This window comes from Streptomyces sp. NPDC014727, assembly GCF_043083485.1.
GTDB lineage: Bacteria > Actinomycetota > Actinomycetes > Streptomycetales > Streptomycetaceae > Streptomyces.
In genome coordinates this window covers 292792-309333 of sequence record NZ_JBIBYR010000005.1, presented here as the reverse complement: position 1 = coordinate 309333, position 16542 = coordinate 292792, and the positions used below count along the sequence as shown (strand labels likewise).

General features: G+C 69.9%; 11 protein-coding genes. All 11 read right to left on the bottom strand.

From position 1 onward, the window contains the following. Nucleotides 1–45: 45 nt before the first annotated feature. The 11 genes from rfbD to ACF1B9_RS11535 all read right to left on the bottom strand — a co-directional run bounded on the left by rfbD (nucleotide 46) and on the right by ACF1B9_RS11535 (nucleotide 16258). Nucleotides 46–930: a dTDP-4-dehydrorhamnose reductase gene (gene rfbD, locus ACF1B9_RS11585; protein ID WP_391740826.1), complete on the bottom strand. Its 885-nt coding sequence runs from the start codon at nucleotides 928–930 to the stop codon at nucleotides 46–48. Beyond that, the gene (rfbB, locus tag ACF1B9_RS11580; protein ID WP_391740827.1) at nucleotides 927–1913 is read right to left on the bottom strand and encodes a dTDP-glucose 4,6-dehydratase; all 987 of its coding nucleotides are present in this window, start codon (nucleotides 1911–1913) and stop codon (nucleotides 927–929) included. The genes rfbD and rfbB overlap by 4 nt, the downstream gene beginning before the upstream one ends. Beyond that, nucleotides 1910–2980 (bottom strand): glucose-1-phosphate thymidylyltransferase, encoded by a 1071-nt coding sequence (locus ACF1B9_RS11575; RefSeq protein ID WP_391740828.1) that lies wholly within the window; start codon nucleotides 2978–2980, stop codon nucleotides 1910–1912. Before ACF1B9_RS11575 ends, rfbB begins: the two co-directional genes overlap by 4 nt. 142 nt (nucleotides 2981–3122) lie before the next feature. Further along, complete coding sequence (locus ACF1B9_RS11570) at nucleotides 3123–4349, bottom strand: glycosyltransferase family 2 protein (protein WP_391740829.1); 1227 nt, start codon at nucleotides 4347–4349, stop codon at nucleotides 3123–3125. A 141-nt stretch (nucleotides 4350–4490) separates the two neighbouring features. Beyond that, on the bottom strand, nucleotides 4491–6521 hold the full coding sequence (locus ACF1B9_RS11565; RefSeq protein WP_391740830.1) for a hypothetical protein: 2031 nt from the start codon (nucleotides 6519–6521) through the stop codon (nucleotides 4491–4493). A 148-nt stretch (nucleotides 6522–6669) separates the two neighbouring features. After that, the gene (locus ACF1B9_RS11560) at nucleotides 6670–8169 is read right to left on the bottom strand and encodes a bifunctional cytidylyltransferase/SDR family oxidoreductase (RefSeq protein ID WP_351086810.1); all 1500 of its coding nucleotides are present in this window, start codon (nucleotides 8167–8169) and stop codon (nucleotides 6670–6672) included. A gap of 350 nt (nucleotides 8170–8519) precedes the next feature. Further along, nucleotides 8520–9956 carry a GTPase ObgE gene (obgE, locus tag ACF1B9_RS11555; protein WP_391740831.1) on the bottom strand — a complete coding sequence of 479 codons (1437 nt, stop codon included), beginning with the start codon at nucleotides 9954–9956 and terminating at the stop codon, nucleotides 8520–8522. Between the two features lie 161 nt (nucleotides 9957–10117). Beyond that, the gene (gene rpmA, locus ACF1B9_RS11550) at nucleotides 10118–10375 is read right to left on the bottom strand and encodes a 50S ribosomal protein L27 (protein WP_018103204.1); all 258 of its coding nucleotides are present in this window, start codon (nucleotides 10373–10375) and stop codon (nucleotides 10118–10120) included. Between the two features lie 14 nt (nucleotides 10376–10389). Then, nucleotides 10390–10710 carry a 50S ribosomal protein L21 gene (gene rplU, locus ACF1B9_RS11545; RefSeq protein ID WP_030921216.1) on the bottom strand — a complete coding sequence of 107 codons (321 nt, stop codon included), beginning with the start codon at nucleotides 10708–10710 and terminating at the stop codon, nucleotides 10390–10392. Between the two features lie 523 nt (nucleotides 10711–11233). Next, complete coding sequence (locus ACF1B9_RS11540) at nucleotides 11234–15244, bottom strand: Rne/Rng family ribonuclease (protein ID WP_391740832.1); 4011 nt, start codon at nucleotides 15242–15244, stop codon at nucleotides 11234–11236. A gap of 231 nt (nucleotides 15245–15475) precedes the next feature. Then, nucleotides 15476–16258: a TIGR03936 family radical SAM-associated protein gene (locus ACF1B9_RS11535; protein ID WP_391740833.1), complete on the bottom strand. Its 783-nt coding sequence runs from the start codon at nucleotides 16256–16258 to the stop codon at nucleotides 15476–15478. Nucleotides 16259–16542: the final 284 nt, after the last annotated feature.

Below are 16542 nucleotides of genomic sequence, written 5' to 3'. Positions count from 1 at the left end.
TTTGGAATTCGATTGGATTCGACCCTCAATACGATCATTCGACGATCATGATCGCTGTGCAGCCCTGAGTGCCGGAAATGCCTCTTCCAGCGCCGCCCGCCAGTCCCGGATCGGTTCGATCCCGGCCGTCGCCCAGCGGTCGTGTCCCAGCACGCTGAACGCGGGCCGGGGAGCCGGCCGCACGAAGGCCTCGCTGTTCGTGGGGCGGACGCGCTCCGGGTCGGCGCCGAGCAGCCGGAAGATCTCCCGGGTGAAACCGAACCAGGTCGTCTCGCCGCCGCTGGTGCCGTGGTAGACGCCCGCGGGGGCACTGCCCGCGAGGGCGGCCTGTCCGAGCCGGACCAGCCGGTCGGCCAGATCGACGGTCCAGGTGGGCTGTCCGCGCTGGTCGTCCACCACGTCGAGGGTGTCCTTGACACCCTCCAGCTTGATCATCGTACGGACGAAGTTGCCTCCGCCCGCGCCGTACAGCCAGGCGGTACGGACCACGTAACCGGTGTCCGGAAGGGTGTCGAGCACGGCCCGTTCCCCGGCCAGTTTGGTGCGGCCGTAGGCGCTGCGCGGTCCGGTGGAGTCGTCCTCGGCGTACGGCTTCTCGCCGTCCCCGGCGAAGACGTAGTCGGTGGAGACCTGGAGGAGGACGGCCCCGTGTTCGCGGCAGGCCGCGGCGAGGACCTCGGGGCCCGTGCCGTTGACCCGCAGCGCGGCGTCCTCCTGGGACTCCGCGTCGTCGACAGCGGTCCAGGCGGCGCAGTTCACCACGACGGCGGGGCGGTGCTTCTCGAAACCGGCGCGCACCGAACCGGGGTCCGCGATGTCCATGGCTGCCCGGTCCGCGGCGACCGTGGTGACGTCCTCACCGGCGAGCCGCGCCAGGACGTCCTGGCCCAGCATCCCGGCGGCTCCGGTGACGAGCCAGACGGCGCTCACAGCGCGGCCCGGTCCTTCAGCGGCTCCCACCAGGAGCGGTTGTCGCGGTACCACTGCACGGTCTCGGCGAGGCCGGTGCGGAAGTCCTTGCGGGGCTCGTAGCCGAGCTCATCGCGGATCTTGGTGCAGTCGACCGAGTAGCGGCGGTCGTGACCCTTGCGGTCCTCGACGTAGGTGACGCTGGTGTCCCAGTCGGCGCCGCAGGCGTCCAGCAGCAGGCCGGTGAGCTCCTTGTTGGACAGCTCGGTGCCGCCGCCGATGTTGTACACCTCGCCCGCTCGGCCCTTCGTGCGGACCAGCTCGATGCCTTGGACGTGGTCGTCGATGTGCAGCCAGTCACGGACGTTGGCGCCGTCGCCGTACAGCGGGACCGTCTTGCCGTCCAGCAGGTTGGTGACGAAGAGCGGGATGACCTTCTCGGGGAAGTGGTGGTGCCCGTAGTTGTTGGAGCAGCGGGTCACCCGCACGTCGAGCCCATGGGTGCGGTGGTACGACAGCGCGATCAGGTCGCTGGACGCCTTGGCCGCGGAGTAGGGCGAGTTGGGCGCGAGCGGATCGGTCTCGGGCCAGGAGCCCTCGTCGATGGAGCCGTAGACCTCGTCGGTGGAGATGTGCACGAAGGTCCTGATGCCGGCCAGGTGCGCGGCGTGGATCAGGGTGTGGGTGCCCACGACGTTCGTACGGACGAACTCGGCGCCGCCGTCGATGGAGCGGTCCACGTGGGACTCGGCGGCGAAGTGCACCACCTGGTCGTGCTCGGCCATCAGCTTGGAGACCAGTTCGGGGTCGCAGATGTCTCCCTGCACGAACCTGAAGCCGGGGTGGTCGCGCACCTCGTCGAGGTTGGCCGGGTTGCCCGCGTAGGTGAGCTTGTCGAGGACGGTGACGGCGATGTCGCCGGGGCCCTCGGGGCCGAGCACCGTACGGACGTAGTGCGAGCCGATGAAGCCGGCGCCGCCGGTCACCAGGATGTTGGTGGTCATGAAGAGATCTGCACCTTGCTGTGGTCGCCGAGCACGAGTCGGTGGGCGGACGGGGAACGGGGCGCGGGGGTCACTTCGACGTCACGGCCGATGAGCGAGGCCTCCACGCGGCGGACACCGGCGATGGAGGCACCCCGCAGGACGATGGAGTATTCGATCTCGCTGTCCTCGATCCGGCAGTCCTCGGAGACCGAGGTGAACGGACCGACGTACGCGCCGCTGATCACCGACCGGGCGCCGATGATCGCCGGCCCGACGATGCGGCTGCCGCTGACCTTGGCCCCGGCCTCGATGCGTACCCGGCCGATGATCTCGCTCTCCTCGTCGACCTCGGCCTCCTCGTGGGACGGCTCGATGGTCTCCAGGACGGTCCGGTTGACCTCCAGCATGTCGGTGACGTTGCCGGTGTCCTTCCAGTAACCGCGGATCGTGGTGGAGCGGACGTCGCGCTTCTGGTCGATGAGCCACTGGATGGCGTGCGTGATCTCCAGCTCGCCGCGCCAGGAGGGCTCGATCGAGCGGACGGCCTCGTGGACCGCGGGGGTGAAGAGGTAGACGCCGACGAGCGCCAGATCGCTCTTGGGCTCCTTCGGCTTCTCCTCCAGGGCCGCGACCCGGCCGTCGGCGTCGAGCTCCGCGACCCCGAAGGAGGTCGGGTTCGGCACCTGGGTCAGCAGGATCTGCGCATCGGGCCTGTCCGTGCGGAACTCCTCCACCAGCCCCGTGATCCCGCCGACGATGAAGTTGTCACCGAGGTACATGACGAAGTCGTCGTCCCCCAGGAAGTCACGGGCGATCAGCACCGCGTGGGCAAGGCCGAGCGGCTCGTCCTGCGGGATGTACGTGACCTCGATACCGAGCCGGGAACCGTCGCCGACCGCCTCGCGGATCTCCGGGGCGGTGTCGCCCACGATGATGCCGACCTCCGTGATGCCCGCTTCGGCGATGGCTTCCAGGCCGTAGAACAGCACGGGCTTGTTCGCCACCGGCACCAGTTGCTTGGCCGAGGTGTGGGTGATGGGACGCAGGCGGGTGCCGGCCCCTCCGGATAGTACGAGAGCCTTCACGTGACCAGTCCCCAAGGTGAGATGTCGGTCCTGTCGCGGGAGCGCGACGTCCGGACGAATTTTACTGAGTTTCTCGGTTTGTTCTTCGCTGAATCACTCGTGCGGGCCCGGCGTGGGTACCCGCACGGTGCGGGAGTGTCGGCTATCCCATGCTCAGCCGCGCCTTCCAGCGGCGTACGTCCCGGCGCATCCTGCGCGCCACACGCCTGGACAGGGAGGCCCGGCGGGCCGCGACCTCCGGCCGCTCGATGCGCTTGCCGTCGTGCCAGTCGGGCACGGTGACCTCGTAGGTGGAGTCGGCCAGACCGGCCGACCTGTCACGGAAGTGCGGGTACGCGAGGTAGAGCTTGTCGCCGGAGCGCGAGGCGACCACATCCGGGACCTTCTTCGCCCGCAGGTACCGCAGTACGTCGACCAGCAGGTCCATGCGGCCCCGTGCCACGCAGGCGAGCCGCAGCCGCTCGCCCACCTTGATCAACCGGGCCACTCCGTCGTCCCAGTAGGCGTCCATCAGCGGAGCCGCGAGTTCCATCTTGTGCCGCCGGACTTTCTCGGAATCCTTCAGCACGCCCGGCCCGAACTGTTGCAGCATACCGACCGTGAAAGGCCGGACCATGAGGAAGTCACGCTTCGGCCCCGCCGGCTCGATCCGGTGAATGAGCGCCATCATGGCGCGCATCGACTCGAAACGCCATTCATAGGTGCCGCTCTTCGTGACGTGCTTCCCGTCGTCGCGACCCACCAGGTAATAGCAGACGTAGTTGGATATCACGGAGACTCCCGCACCGCGCAGATACGCCTCCATGGTGAAGAGGGCGTCCTCACCGGTCCTGAGACTCTCGTCGAATCTCAGGGAGAGACGCTCCAGCAAATCCCGCCGAAAGAGCTTCTGTGCGCTCAGCGTGTATATGACCTTGGAGTTGTAGACGTCGACGCGCGCCCTGGTGGCTCCCCACATCGACTGCGGCGCGCCCCTGTTCACACCGACCACCTTGCCCAGCACCACGTCGGTGCCCGCGCGGTCGGCCATGGCCACCATGCGCTCCAGGGCCTCGTCGCCGAAGTAGTCGTCCGCGTCGAGGAAGAACACATAACGTCCGCGCGCCATGCCGAGGCCCACATTGCGCGGCCCGCTGGGGCCGCCGGAGTTCTTCTGTCTGATCACTCTGGTCGGGACCCTGGACCGGGCTGCGAACTCCTCCAGATACTCACCCGTGCCGTCGGTGGAACCGTCGTCGACTGCGACAATTTCGATCCGGTCTGCGCCTATGGTCTGCGCCTCCACGGATTCGAGACAGCGAATGAGGTAGGGCATCGCCTCATACGCACCGACGACCACGGTTACGTCAGGAATTTGCGTCTCGTTCACACAAACAGAAGACAGGTTGACCGCTGCGTTGGTTGTCTACTGCCCTGCATTCAAATAGTGACGCTCATCACAAAGGCCCGGCACAACCTTTTGCGAGGTGTGCCGGGCCTTATTCGATCACGTAATGCGGATGACGGACGCTCAGCCGCCGACGGGCTCGCCCAGGCTCTTCGCCACACCGGCGTTCCGCGCCTCCGACTTGGCCGCGAGCGCCTTCACGGCAGCGTCGAACTGCACGAGCGACGTGGGCTCGTCCGGACCGAGGAGGTACCGCTTGAGCTCGCGCCGGTCCTCGGCGAGGGTGTCCGCACCGGGGTCCTTCACCGCGGCGAGCAGGGCGTCCAGCTCGACCGCCGAGTTGGACAGGATCACCGCGGCGCGCACCGCGGTGTTCTGCCGGCGGAACTCGTCCTCGCCCAGCTCCGCCGAGTCCGTGACCGCGTACGGCTTGCCGCTCGCGATGAAGTCCGACACCACGCTGGAGATGTCCGAGACCATGGCGTCCGACTCGTTGAAGCAGTCGTACAGCCGCATCTGGGCACCGGTGATGACCCGGTGCTCCCACCAGCCCTGGGCACGCCAGGACGCGGCGTTCCACTCGTCCTTGAGCCGTGCGATCTCGGCCTCGCGCGCCGGGTCGGCCAGCGAGTCCCGGGACAGCTCCGCCTCGTCCCGGGCGAGGCGACCGCCACTGGAGAGCTCGGCCAGCCGCGCCTCGATACGGGCCGTCTCGGCCCGCGCCTCGGCCTGCTCGCCCCGCAGAGCGGACGATTCCGCCGCCCAGCGGGGGTCGGTGGCGCGCTCGGCGGCGGCCCGCTCGATCATCTCGGTGATGCGCAGGTGCACAGCCTTGGCCTTGGCGCTGCGGGTGCCGGTGAAGGGGTGCGGCTTGTAGAGCAGGCGGATCGGCTGCTCGGAGTCCAGCAGCCGCCTGACGATGTTCTCGCCGGCCAGCAGCAGCGAGGTGTTGCCCGGGTTGTCGTCCCAGCCCTCCCAGGTGGGGGCGTACAGCACGGTCGGAATCGGGTTCCTCGGAGTACCGGACCACGGCTGGATGGCGGCCAGCTGCGGACGGCCCACCTCGACGATGTCCTCGTCGCGCACGCCGACGTCGGCCAGCGCGTAACGGTCGCGGCCGGCCCGGCCCGCGGTCCAGACCTCGTCGTAGGCCTTGCTGTACGGGTTGACGCTGGCGAGCTTGTCGCTGTCGCCGTGGCCGATGAAGACGTGCTTCATCGTCGGCACCCGGAGCAGATGGATGTTCTTGCCGACGTTGGCCGCGTAGAGCGCGACCCGTACCGACGAGAGGTCCAGATTCATGAGGTGCACACCACCGGGCACGCAGAGCACGGGCACCGATGTGCTGGCGAGCTGCGGGACGATGTTGCGCTCACGCAGACAGATCAGCGGCCGTCCGCCGAGCCGGGCCATCGTCTCCAGCCACATGTTGACCTGGTAGGCCGAGTCCTTGGAGCCGGAGAAGTACAGCATCACGGTCGGCCGGTACTCGGCGAGCCAGTCGCCCACCGCGTTGAGGACCTTGGTCTCCGGCGGTACGAGCCGGCTCGGCCGGACGTACGGCAGGAGCGCCGCCAGATAGCCGACCGCGAGGACGAGCGTGAGGCCCAGGCCTGCATAGGCGATGACGTACGTGCCGGTCTCGACCGCGAGCAGCACCCCCACCATCGAGAAGACGTCCAGGTGCAGCATCTTCTCCGCGGGCCTGCTCATCAGGATCTGCGGCGGCGCGTCCCCTATCCGCACCGACCTGAGGTCGATGTTGCGGGTGACGACCGGAAGCTTGCGACGCAGGCGGATGAGGGTGACCATCGCGCTCTGCGGCGCCTGGAGTCCGTAGAAGGCCAGCAGGCAGGCGACCGTCACGTAGAACAGCGTCTGCTCGCCGTATCCCATGCGGGAGAGCAGCAGGATGAGCAGCAGCTGACGGACGAGGAAGCGGATCGACAGTCCGGCACGGACTGCGGCGAGCCGGTTGATCAGATAGCTGCCGCAGTGGTGCAGATATCGGTCCGCGAGATAGGTGACCGCGGTCGCCGCGGCGAAGAACCAGAGATTGGGGATTATCGCCGCGAGCATGACGCACGGGAACCCCACAGCCACCAGGAGAGCGGCGGCCAGTTCCGAACCACTGCCCACCCGAGCCAAGCGCATGGCTTTCGAAATCACGAAGTACCGCTTCCGAGGGTGCCGACTGATTACCTTGCGAGGGAAATGTGAAGCCAGAGCTTCACGAATTCGGACCCCTGCAGTTCGCACACGGCGAACTGCAGGGGTCCGAATAGTCGATTACCGAGAAGTATTACACATCAGCCTGTCGGTCCAGGACAGCGGCCAGCGCCTGCTCGAAGCCCGATGCCTCGGAGGCGCCGCGGGTCGGGTCCTGCTGCCGTACGTCGATGACATGGCCGGTCATCTCGGAGAGCAGGACGTCGAGGGAGGTCCTGGCGACCGCCTCGGAGGAGAGCAGCGTGCCCGCGGGCTCGTCGCCGAACGCCTTGGTGCGCATCGGGGTGGCGGTGCGCTCCGGGTTCACGCAGTTCACCCGCACTCCGTCGCCCGCCCACTCGTCCGAGAGCGCCTGGGTGAGGTTCACCATGGCGGCCTTGGTGGACGAGTAGAGGCTGTACTCCGCGCGGCCCCGGGTGTAGCTGCTGGAGGTGTAGAGGAGCAGCTGGCCCTTGGTCTCGGCGAGGTACTTGTAGGAAGCACGGGCGATCTGCACGGGTGCCAGGTAGTTGACGTTCAGCGCCTCCTGGATGGTCGTGTTGTCCGTCTCGGCCAGCTTGCCGATGCGGAGCACGCCCGCGGTGTTGATCACGTAGTCGATGCGGCCGGTGTCCGCGTACGCCTTGGAGAGCGCGTCGTCGACGTGCTCCGGGTTCTCCACGTGGGTACCGGTGGTGGAGCGGCCCAGGGCGTAGACGGTGGCGCCGTAGGACTCGGCGAGCGCCGCGATGTCCGCGCCGATGCCGTACGAGCCGCCGAAGACGACGAGGGTCTTGCCCGTCAGCAGCTCGCGGTAGGCGGCGTCGTCCGTCGGCTGCGGGACGGCCGTGGACGCCAGCTGGAAGAGCTTGTCCGCGATGAAGACGTCGACCGGCTGAGTGACCTTCATGTTGTACTCGTCGCCCGCGACGACGTAGATCGGCACGTCGGGGAGGTACTTCAGGACGACCGAGCAGTCGTCGGTGGCCTGGAAGTTCGGGTCGCCCGCGGCGACCTCGTAGGCCCGGCGGATCGTGGAGAGCTTGAAGGCCTGCGGCGTCTGGCCCCGGCGCAGCCGGGAACGGTCGGGCACGTCGGTGATGAACTCGCCGTCGCCGCCGTGGGTGCGGGTCACGATGATCGTGTCCGCGGAGGGGATGGCGACGTCGACCGCCTGGTAGCGATCCAGTGCGTCGACGCAGTCCTTGATGACCCGCTGCGAGAGCAGAGGGCGCACGGCGTCGTGGAACAGGACGTTGCGGTCCTCCCCCTCGGCCAGGCCCTCACCGAGGGCCGCGATGGCGCGCTCGGTGGTCTCGTTACGAGTGGAGCCGCCCTCGATCACCTTGGTGACCTTGGTGAGTCCGGCCTTCGCGACGATCTTCTCCACGTCGGGCACATAGCCCGGGGCCATCAGCACGATGACGTCGTCGATGGAGTCGGCCTGCTGGAAGATCGACAGCGTGTGCTCGATGACAGCCTTGCCTGCGATCTTCAGCAGCTGCTTGGGGATGGACAGTCCCACGCGCTGGCCGGTACCGCCGGCGAGCACGACTGCTGTGGTTCGGGCTTTGGCTATGTGCTGAGCAGACACAGACGACCTACCTTGCGAGGGCTGGGAGATACAGCGATGGTTGCACTCTCCGTTACCGTCTCGCAAGGTGGACGTCGGCCGCCGCATGCCCTGTCGAAACCTTGCGGTGCCTTGCGATCAGGGCGAATACCCGAATTGATCCGTCCCGACCGGGTGACCGACACCACACGGTTGAGCGGCATGAATCACCCTTGAGCGGGTTTCGGATCCCCCGTTTGCGCGACGCGAAGGGCATGCCGGACCGCCGGACGGGCCGGTGGCGCAGGCCCGTCCCGCGGGGTCGACCACGGCGGACAGCGCGGAGAGCAACTGCCGCGCCGGAACGGTCCGGTGCCGCGCCGGGACAGCCCTTAGAACGGGTCGAAGTCGTCGAACTCGCGCTGCGCCTCGTCGCGTTCGGCCTCACGGTCGCGGCGGCGCTGCGCCGCCGGGCGCGGCGCTTCGAGACGGTGGTCCTCGCCGCGTCGGCCGAGCATCTCCGCGCCCGCTGCCAAGGTGGGCTCCCAGTCGAAGACGACCGCATTGTCCTCGGCACCGATGGCCACACCGTCGCCCGCACGGGCACCGGTCTTCATCAACTCGTCCTCGACACCGAGACGGTTGAGCCGGTCCGCCAGGTAGCCGACGGCCTCGTCGTTGTTGAAGTCGGTCTGCCGGACCCAGCGTTCGGGCTTCTCGCCGCGCACCCGGTAGAGGCCGTCCTCCTCCTTGGTGACGGTGAAGCCGGCGTCGTCGACGGCCTTGGGACGGATCACGATACGGGTCGCCACTTCCACGGGCTTGGCCGCACGCGCCTCGGCGATGACCCCCGCGAGCGCGAAGGAGAGCTCCTTCAGTCCGGTACGGGCGACCGCGGACACCTCGAAGACCTGGTAGCCGCGCGCCTCCAGGTCCGGGCGGATCATGTCGGCGAGGTCCTGGCCGTCCGGGATGTCGATCTTGTTGAGGACGACGATGCGGGGCCGGTCCTCCAGTCCGCCGTACTGCTTCAGCTCCTCCTCGATCATGTCGAGATCGGAGACGGGGTCGCGGTCGGACTCCAGCGTCGCGGTGTCCAGCACGTGCACGAGCACCGAGCAGCGCTCCACGTGCCGCAGGAATTCCAGGCCGAGACCGCGGCCCTGGCTGGCGCCGGGGATCAGGCCCGGGACGTCGGCGATGGTGTAGACGGTGCTGCCCGCGGTGACGACGCCGAGATTCGGGACGAGCGTCGTGAAGGGGTAGTCGGCGATCTTCGGCCTGGCCGCGGACAGGACGGAGATCAGCGAGGACTTCCCGGCGCTCGGGTAACCCACCAGCGCGACATCGGCGACGGTCTTGAGCTCCAGGACGATGTCCCGGGCCTCGCCGGGCTCGCCGAGCAGCGCGAAGCCGGGGGCCTTGCGCCGGGCGGAGGCCAGCGCGGCGTTGCCGAGGCCGCCGCGGCCGCCCTGGCCGGCGACGAACGTGGTGCCCTGGCCGACCAGGTCGGCCAGCACGTTGCCGTTCCGGTCGAGCACGACCGTGCCGTCGGGCACCGGCAGGACGAGGTCCTGGCCGTCCTTGCCGGAGCGGTGGTCGCCCGCGCCGGGCTGGCCGTTGGTCGCCTTGCGGTGCGGGCTGTGGTGGTAGTCGAGGAGCGTGGTGATGTCCTGGTCGACGACCAGGGTCACATCGCCGCCACGGCCGCCGTTGCCGCCGTCCGGACCGCCGAGCGGTTTGAACTTCTCACGGTGTACGGAGGCGCAGCCGTGGCCTCCGTTACCCGCGGCGACATGCAGCTCGACGCGGTCCACGAAGGTGGTCATGGTGGGAACCTCCAGTTACATACATGCAGAAATGTCTCACTCGCGCTGTCCCGCATAGGAGAAAGCCGTCTCTCATGGGAGAAACACGCGAAAGGCGGACCCGCTTCCCGTACGGGAAGTGAGGTCCGCCTCCGCAGAAACCGCTCGACGAGCGCCGAAAATCAGCCGGCGATCGGAACGATGTTCACGACCTTGCGGCCACGGTGCGTGCCGAACTCGACCGCACCGGCGGCGAGCGCGAACAGCGTGTCGTCGCCGCCACGGCCGACGCCCGTGCCCGGGTGGAAGTGGGTGCCGCGCTGGCGGACCAGGATCTCACCGGCGTTGACGGCCTGACCGCCGAAGCGCTTCACGCCGAGCCGCTGAGCATTGGAATCGCGCCCGTTCCGGGTGGACGATGCGCCCTTCTTGTGTGCCATGTCTCCTCAGTCCCTTACTTCGCAGCCGCGGGGATACCGGTGACCTTGATCGCCGTGTACTGCTGACGGTGACCCTGGCGACGGCGGTAGCCGGTCTTGTTCTTGTAGCGAAGGATGTCGATCTTCGCGCCCTTGTGGTGGTCCACGACCTCGGCCTGGACCTTGATCCCGGCCAGCACCCACGGGTCGCTGGTCACGGCGTCGCCGTCGACCACGAGCAGGGTCGAGAGCTCGACCGTGTCGCCAACCTGGGCAGTGGAAATCTTGTCAACCTCAACGATGTCACCGACAGCAACCTTGTGCTGGCGGCCACCGCTGCGCACGATGGCGTACACGCGGATCTCTCTCTCGCTCGGAACGGAGCCCCTGATGCCAGCCGCTCACACGGGCCGGGGCCCGAGGTGATCCGAATGGACGAGCGGCCTCTCACCGATGACGGGAGGGGGTTGCTCAGGGACAGGCGCATACGGAAACACGCCGATGGGCAAGGTTACGGGCCGCCGACCGGAGGGTCAAACCGGGCCCCGTGTCCTACCCCGCTTTCCCCGGCTCACTCCTCCCCGGGCCCATCGGCTCACCCCTTACCCGGCCACGAATGGCCCACCGACGCCGCTGACGGCCTCCTGACGGCGTCACAGGGGGGTGGGACGCCGGTAGCTCCTCAGGCTCCCGAAGGGCCGTACGCCGGGCCGGTGGGCCGATCGGACCGGGTCGGGCCGACGGACGGTCCTGAGCGGTCACCGGGGGAACGCACGACGGCCGGTGAGCCGCCCCCTTGTCGAGGTGCGGCCCACCGGCCGTCGTGTCATGCCGTACGGCTGCGGAGACGGTCCCTCCGCGGCCGTACCTCGCTGCCGCCTACGCCTCGGTACCGGCCGAGACGGAGGCCTGCGCCGCCTTCTCCGCGGCGACCGTCTTCTTCGCCGCCGCCTTCTTGGCCGTCGTCTTCTTCGCGACGGTCTTCTTGGCAGCTGTCTTCTTGGCAACCGTCTTCTTGGTGGCTGCCTTCTTGGCGGTGGCCTTCTTGGCTGTCTTGCGTGCCGCCTTCTTGGCCGGGGCCTCCGCCTTCGAAGCTTCCGGGGCTTCCGGGGCTTCCGGGGCTTCCGGGGCTTCGGCCGGCTCGGCCTCGGGCTTCGGCTCGGTGGAGCCGGTCACCACGACGACCTCCGCCGCGTCCGCGCCGGCGGGCGAACCCGCGGGGGCAGTGACCTTGCGGGTCACCCGGCGGCGGGCACGCGGCGGGGCGGCCTCGACGACCACCTCCTCGGGTGCCGCCTCGGGCTGCGCGGCCTCGACGACCGGGGCCGCAGCCGGCACCGGCTGCTCCTCGGCCTGCTCGACCGGGGCCGGCGAGCCCGCCGGGGCCGTGGCCTTACGGGTCGCACGACGGCGCGTACGGCCCTGAGGGGCCTCGGCAGCCGCCTCAGGCTCCACCACCGGTTCCGGCTCCACGGCCTCCACCACCGGCTCGACGACCGGGGCGGGGGCTGCGGCCTTCGGGGCGCCGGCCGGAGCCGATGCCTTACGGGTCGCACGGCGCCTGCCACGGCCACGCGAAGCGGCTGCCTCGGCCTCGGCCGGGCTGCTGTACAGCTCCTCGTCCGGGACGAACTCCGGCTCGGGCAGCGCCACCGGGGCAGCCACCTCCGCGGCCACCTCGGCCTCGGTCTCGCTCTCCGCGATGTGCGCGTGGTCCAGCTCGACGATCTGCTCGTGGTCGAGCTCGTGGCCCGCGCCGCCCCGGCCGCGCTTCTTGGAACGCTTGCCGTTGCCGCCGCCACCGACCGAGGTCGGCTGCTCCATGTGCACGATCACGCCGCGCCCGTTGCAGTGGACACAGGTCTCGGAGAAGGACTCCAGCAGACCCTGGCCCACCCGCTTGCGGGTCATCTGGACCAGGCCCAGCGAGGTGACCTCGGCGACCTGGTGCTTCGTACGGTCGCGTCCCAGGCACTCCAGCAGACGGCGCAGCACCAGGTCCCGGTTGGACTCCAGCACCATGTCGATGAAGTCGACGACGACGATCCCGCCGAGGTCGCGCAGCCGCAGCTGGCGCACGATCTCCTCGGCCGCCTCCAGGTTGTTCTTGGTGACGGTCTCTTCGAGGTTGCCGCCCTGACCGGTGAACTTGCCGGTGTTGACGTCGACGACGACCATCGCCTCGGTCTTGTCGATCACCAGCGAACCGCCGCTCGGCAGATAGACCTTCCGGTCCAGCGCCTTCATCAGCTGTTCGTCGATCCGGTACGTCGCGAAGATGTCGACCTCGGAGGTCCATCGCGACAGACGGTCCGTCAGGTCGGGCGCCACGTGCGAGACGTAGCCGTGGATGGTCTCCCACGCGCCGTCGCCGCTGACGATGACCTTGGAGAAGTCCTCGTTGAAGATGTCGCGGACGACCCGGACGGTCATGTCCGGCTCGCCGTAGAGCAGCGTCGGCGCGTTGGAGCTGCCGGTGCTCTTGGACTTCTTCTGGATGTCCTCCCACTGCTGCTGCAGCCGCTCGACGTCGCGGCGCAGCTCGTCCTCGCTCGCGCCCTCGGCCGCGGTGCGGACGATGACGCCCGCGTCCTCGGGGACGATCTTCTTGAGGATGGTCTTCAGCCGGGCCCGCTCGGTGTCGGGGAGCTTACGGCTGATACCGGTCATCGAGCCCTCGGGCACATAGACCAGGTAGCGGCCGGGCAGCGAGACCTGGCTGGTCAGGCGGGCGCCCTTGTGGCCGATCGGGTCCTTGGTCACCTGGACGAGGACGGACTGGCCGGACTTGAGCGCGGTCTCGATACGACGCGGCCCGTGGGCCATGCCGAGCGCCTCGAAGTTCACCTCGCCGGCGTACAGGACCGCGTTGCGGCCCTTGCCGATGTCGACGAAGGCGGCCTCCATGGACGGCAGTACGTTCTGCACCTTGCCCAGGTAGACGTTGCCGACGTAGCTGGTGGCCTGCTCCTTGTTGACGTAGTGCTCGACGAGCACGTTGTCCTCGAGGACACCGATCTGGGTGCGCTCGCCGTTCTGGCGGACGACCATGACCCGCTCCACGGCCTCGCGGCGGGCAAGGAATTCGGCCTCGGTGATGATCGGGACTCGGCGGCGACCCTGCTCACGACCCTCGCGGCGGCGCTGCTTCTTCGCCTCCATGCGGGTCGAGCCCTTGATCGACTGGACCTCGTCGAAGCCGGTGCCGACCTCCCGCTCCTCCTTCCGGCGGGGCTCGCGGACCTTGACGACCGTACGCTCCGGGTCGTCCGCACCGCTCTCGGCGTCGGCCGCGACCTCACCGCTGCGACGGCGACGCCGACGACGACGTCGGCTGCTGCTGGATCCCGCGGCGGACGCCTCGTGCTCCTCGTCCTCCTCCTCCTCGGGCTCCTGAGCGCGCTCCTGGTCATCCTCGGAAAGGTCGGCGGCGGCCTCGTCACCGTGCTGCTCGGCGCCCTCGTCGCCCTCGCTGGTCTCGCCACGACGGCGGCGACGGCCACCCCGACGGCGACGGCGCGAGGGCCGGTCCCCGTACTCGTCCGTCTCCTCGCCCTCGCCCTCGTGCTCGGCCTCGCTCTCGGGCTCGTGCTCGTCCTCGACGTGCTCCTCCACCTCGGGGGCGGCGGCCTGCTCGGGCTCGGCGGCCTCACCGCGACGACGGCGACGGCGACGCGAACCCGTCTGCGGCGCGGCCTCGGCGGCCGGGGCCTCGGTCGTGGCGGTCGGCTCCTCGACCGTCTCGGGCTCTTCCTCGATCTCCTCGCGACGCGAGGCGGCAGCGGCGGCGGCCGCGGTCTCCGGGGTCTGGAACATCGGCTCGGCGAAGACCGGCGCCTGGAACACGGCCACGGCGGGGCGCGTCGCGCGACGGCTCTTGCGTACGGGCTCCTCGACCTTGCCGGTGAACTCGGGCCGGCCGGCGGCTGCGGTGGCCCGGCGGCGCTGGCGACCACGCGGCGCGGTGTCCTCGGCCTCGGTGGGCTCGACGGCCTCGGCCGACTCGACGGCCTCGGCGGTTTCGGCGACCAATTCCTCGGCCTCGACAACCGTCTCGGCGGCCTTCGGCGCGCCCGCCGGAGCGGTCGCCTTGCGGACCGCACGACGACGCGTACGCGCGGGCGGCGCCTCCACGACCTCGGCCTCCGCCTCTGCGGCGGCCTCCGGCTCGACAGCCGCCTCGGCGGGCTGCGGCGCGCCGGCCGGAGCGGATGCCCTGCGCCGGGCGCGACCGCGCGGCGCGGCGGGCTCGGGCTCGGGCTCGACCACGGCCGGCTCGGGCTCGACCACGGCCGTGGCTTCCTCGACGATCTCGACGGGCTCGGCGGCCTTCGGCGCACCGGCCGGAGCGGTCGCCTTGCGCACCGCACGACGACGCGTACGCGCGGGCGGCGCTTCGACGGCCTCGGCCTCGGCGGCGGGCTCCACGATCTCGACGGGCTCGGCGGCCTTCGGCGCACCCGCCGGAGCGGTCGCCTTGCGCACCGCACGACGACGCGTACGCGCGGGCGGCGCCTCCACGACCTCGGCCTCCGCCTCTGCGGCGGCTACGGGCTCGGCGGCGGGCTCCACGATCTCCATGACCTCGGTGGCCTCGGTGGCCTTCGGCGCGCCCGCCGGAGCGGTCGCCTTGCGGACCGCACGGCGACGGGTGCGCGCGGGCGGCGCGGCCTCCGCCTCCGGGGCACTGCCGACTTCGGCAACGGTGCTGTCGGACACTGCGGCGTCAACGGCCGGTATGGCCGGCGCGGCGGCACCCTGGGCATCCGCCACCGGCGGACCGGCAGGGCGGGACGCGGCGCGACGCCTGCGGCGCGGTGGCAGCTTGTCGCCGGGTGCGTTGTTCTCTTCACCGTTCCCGGTCGTGCCGGGTTCGTTGGACTGGGGCATGCGGGCGGTTCTCCCGTCAGGCTCCCGGGCGCCGCGTCTGATTCCGGTCCGGCACGGTCCGCGTGATGTACGCGGGACCGCCGTCCGGGGCGCGGGCGCCGCACGGGAACTCAATGTCTGGCTCGCCGGTTCCGTACGCTCCGTGCGTACGGCCTGGCGAAAGTCTTATGGGTCATCGCGCGGCCCGGCCCAGGTGGCTCCCGAGTCGAGGGCTGCGCTGCAACGACCGCCTTACGCGGAACCTGCACCTTCCGGCGCCGTCGCGACGGCGGTCCCGACGGCCGTGTGTGGAGCCGCCGGGGCTGCCTCGCGGTCGGGCGCGAGCGGGTCGGTCACCGTGCCGGACTCCTCGTCGAAGAGCCCCTGCGCCAGCCTGGTCGCCGCTGCGGGGACCGGCGGCGCCAGGTCGGCCACAACGCGGAGACCGGACAGGACGTCGTCAGGTCGCACGGCAGGTGTCACGTGCCGAACAACCAGCCGCAGTATCGCACAGGGCTTGTCCTCGGGCCTATCAGCCTGTGGATCAAGGGCCTGCAGGTCGACCACGGCGGCACGGGCGTCGAAGGTCCGCATGCCGTTCTTCGCACGGCGCTGGACCTCGACGGTCTCGGCGCCGTTGAAGGCGGCCACGGCCTTGACGGCCTCCTCGGCGGTGACTCCGTCGAGACGCAGTTCCCAGACGGAGGCGGTCAGGCGCTCGGCAAGGCCCGAGGTGCGGGCCTCGACGGCGTCGGTGATGTCGAGACCGTCCGGCAGCGAGTCGTTGAGCAGCTCGCGCAGGACGCCCGGATCCCGGGCCTCGGTGAGGGCGATCTCCAGGAACTCGGCCTCACTGCCCGTGCCGGTGGGGGCGGCATTGGCGTACGACACCTTCGGGTGCGGGGTGAAGCCGGCCGAGTAGGCCATCGGCACCTCGGAGCGGCGCAGTGCCCGCTCGAAGGCACGCTGGAAGTCACGGTGGCTGGTGAACCGGAGGCGGCCGCGCTTGGTGTAGCGCAGTCGGATGCGCTGCACCGCCGGTGCGGGCGGCGGGCCTTCGGGCTGTCGCTTGCCCAGTGGTTCTTCTCCTCGGTGCGGGGCGGACGCGGTGGCACGCCGCCCTCGAAATGCGGGTGGCCCGGGGTGTCCGGTCCGGCTCACCCCCGCTCGGCGTTCTTCTCTCCGAGCGAGGAGATCTCTGGTTCGGGCGCCGCGCAGGGCACAGTCGTTGCTTGTTGCGTAACACCCAGAGTACGCGCAAGGGGGCTTCCCGGTTCCCGGGGCTCGGGCGCCCACGGCCCGCCGACCAGTGCCCGCCA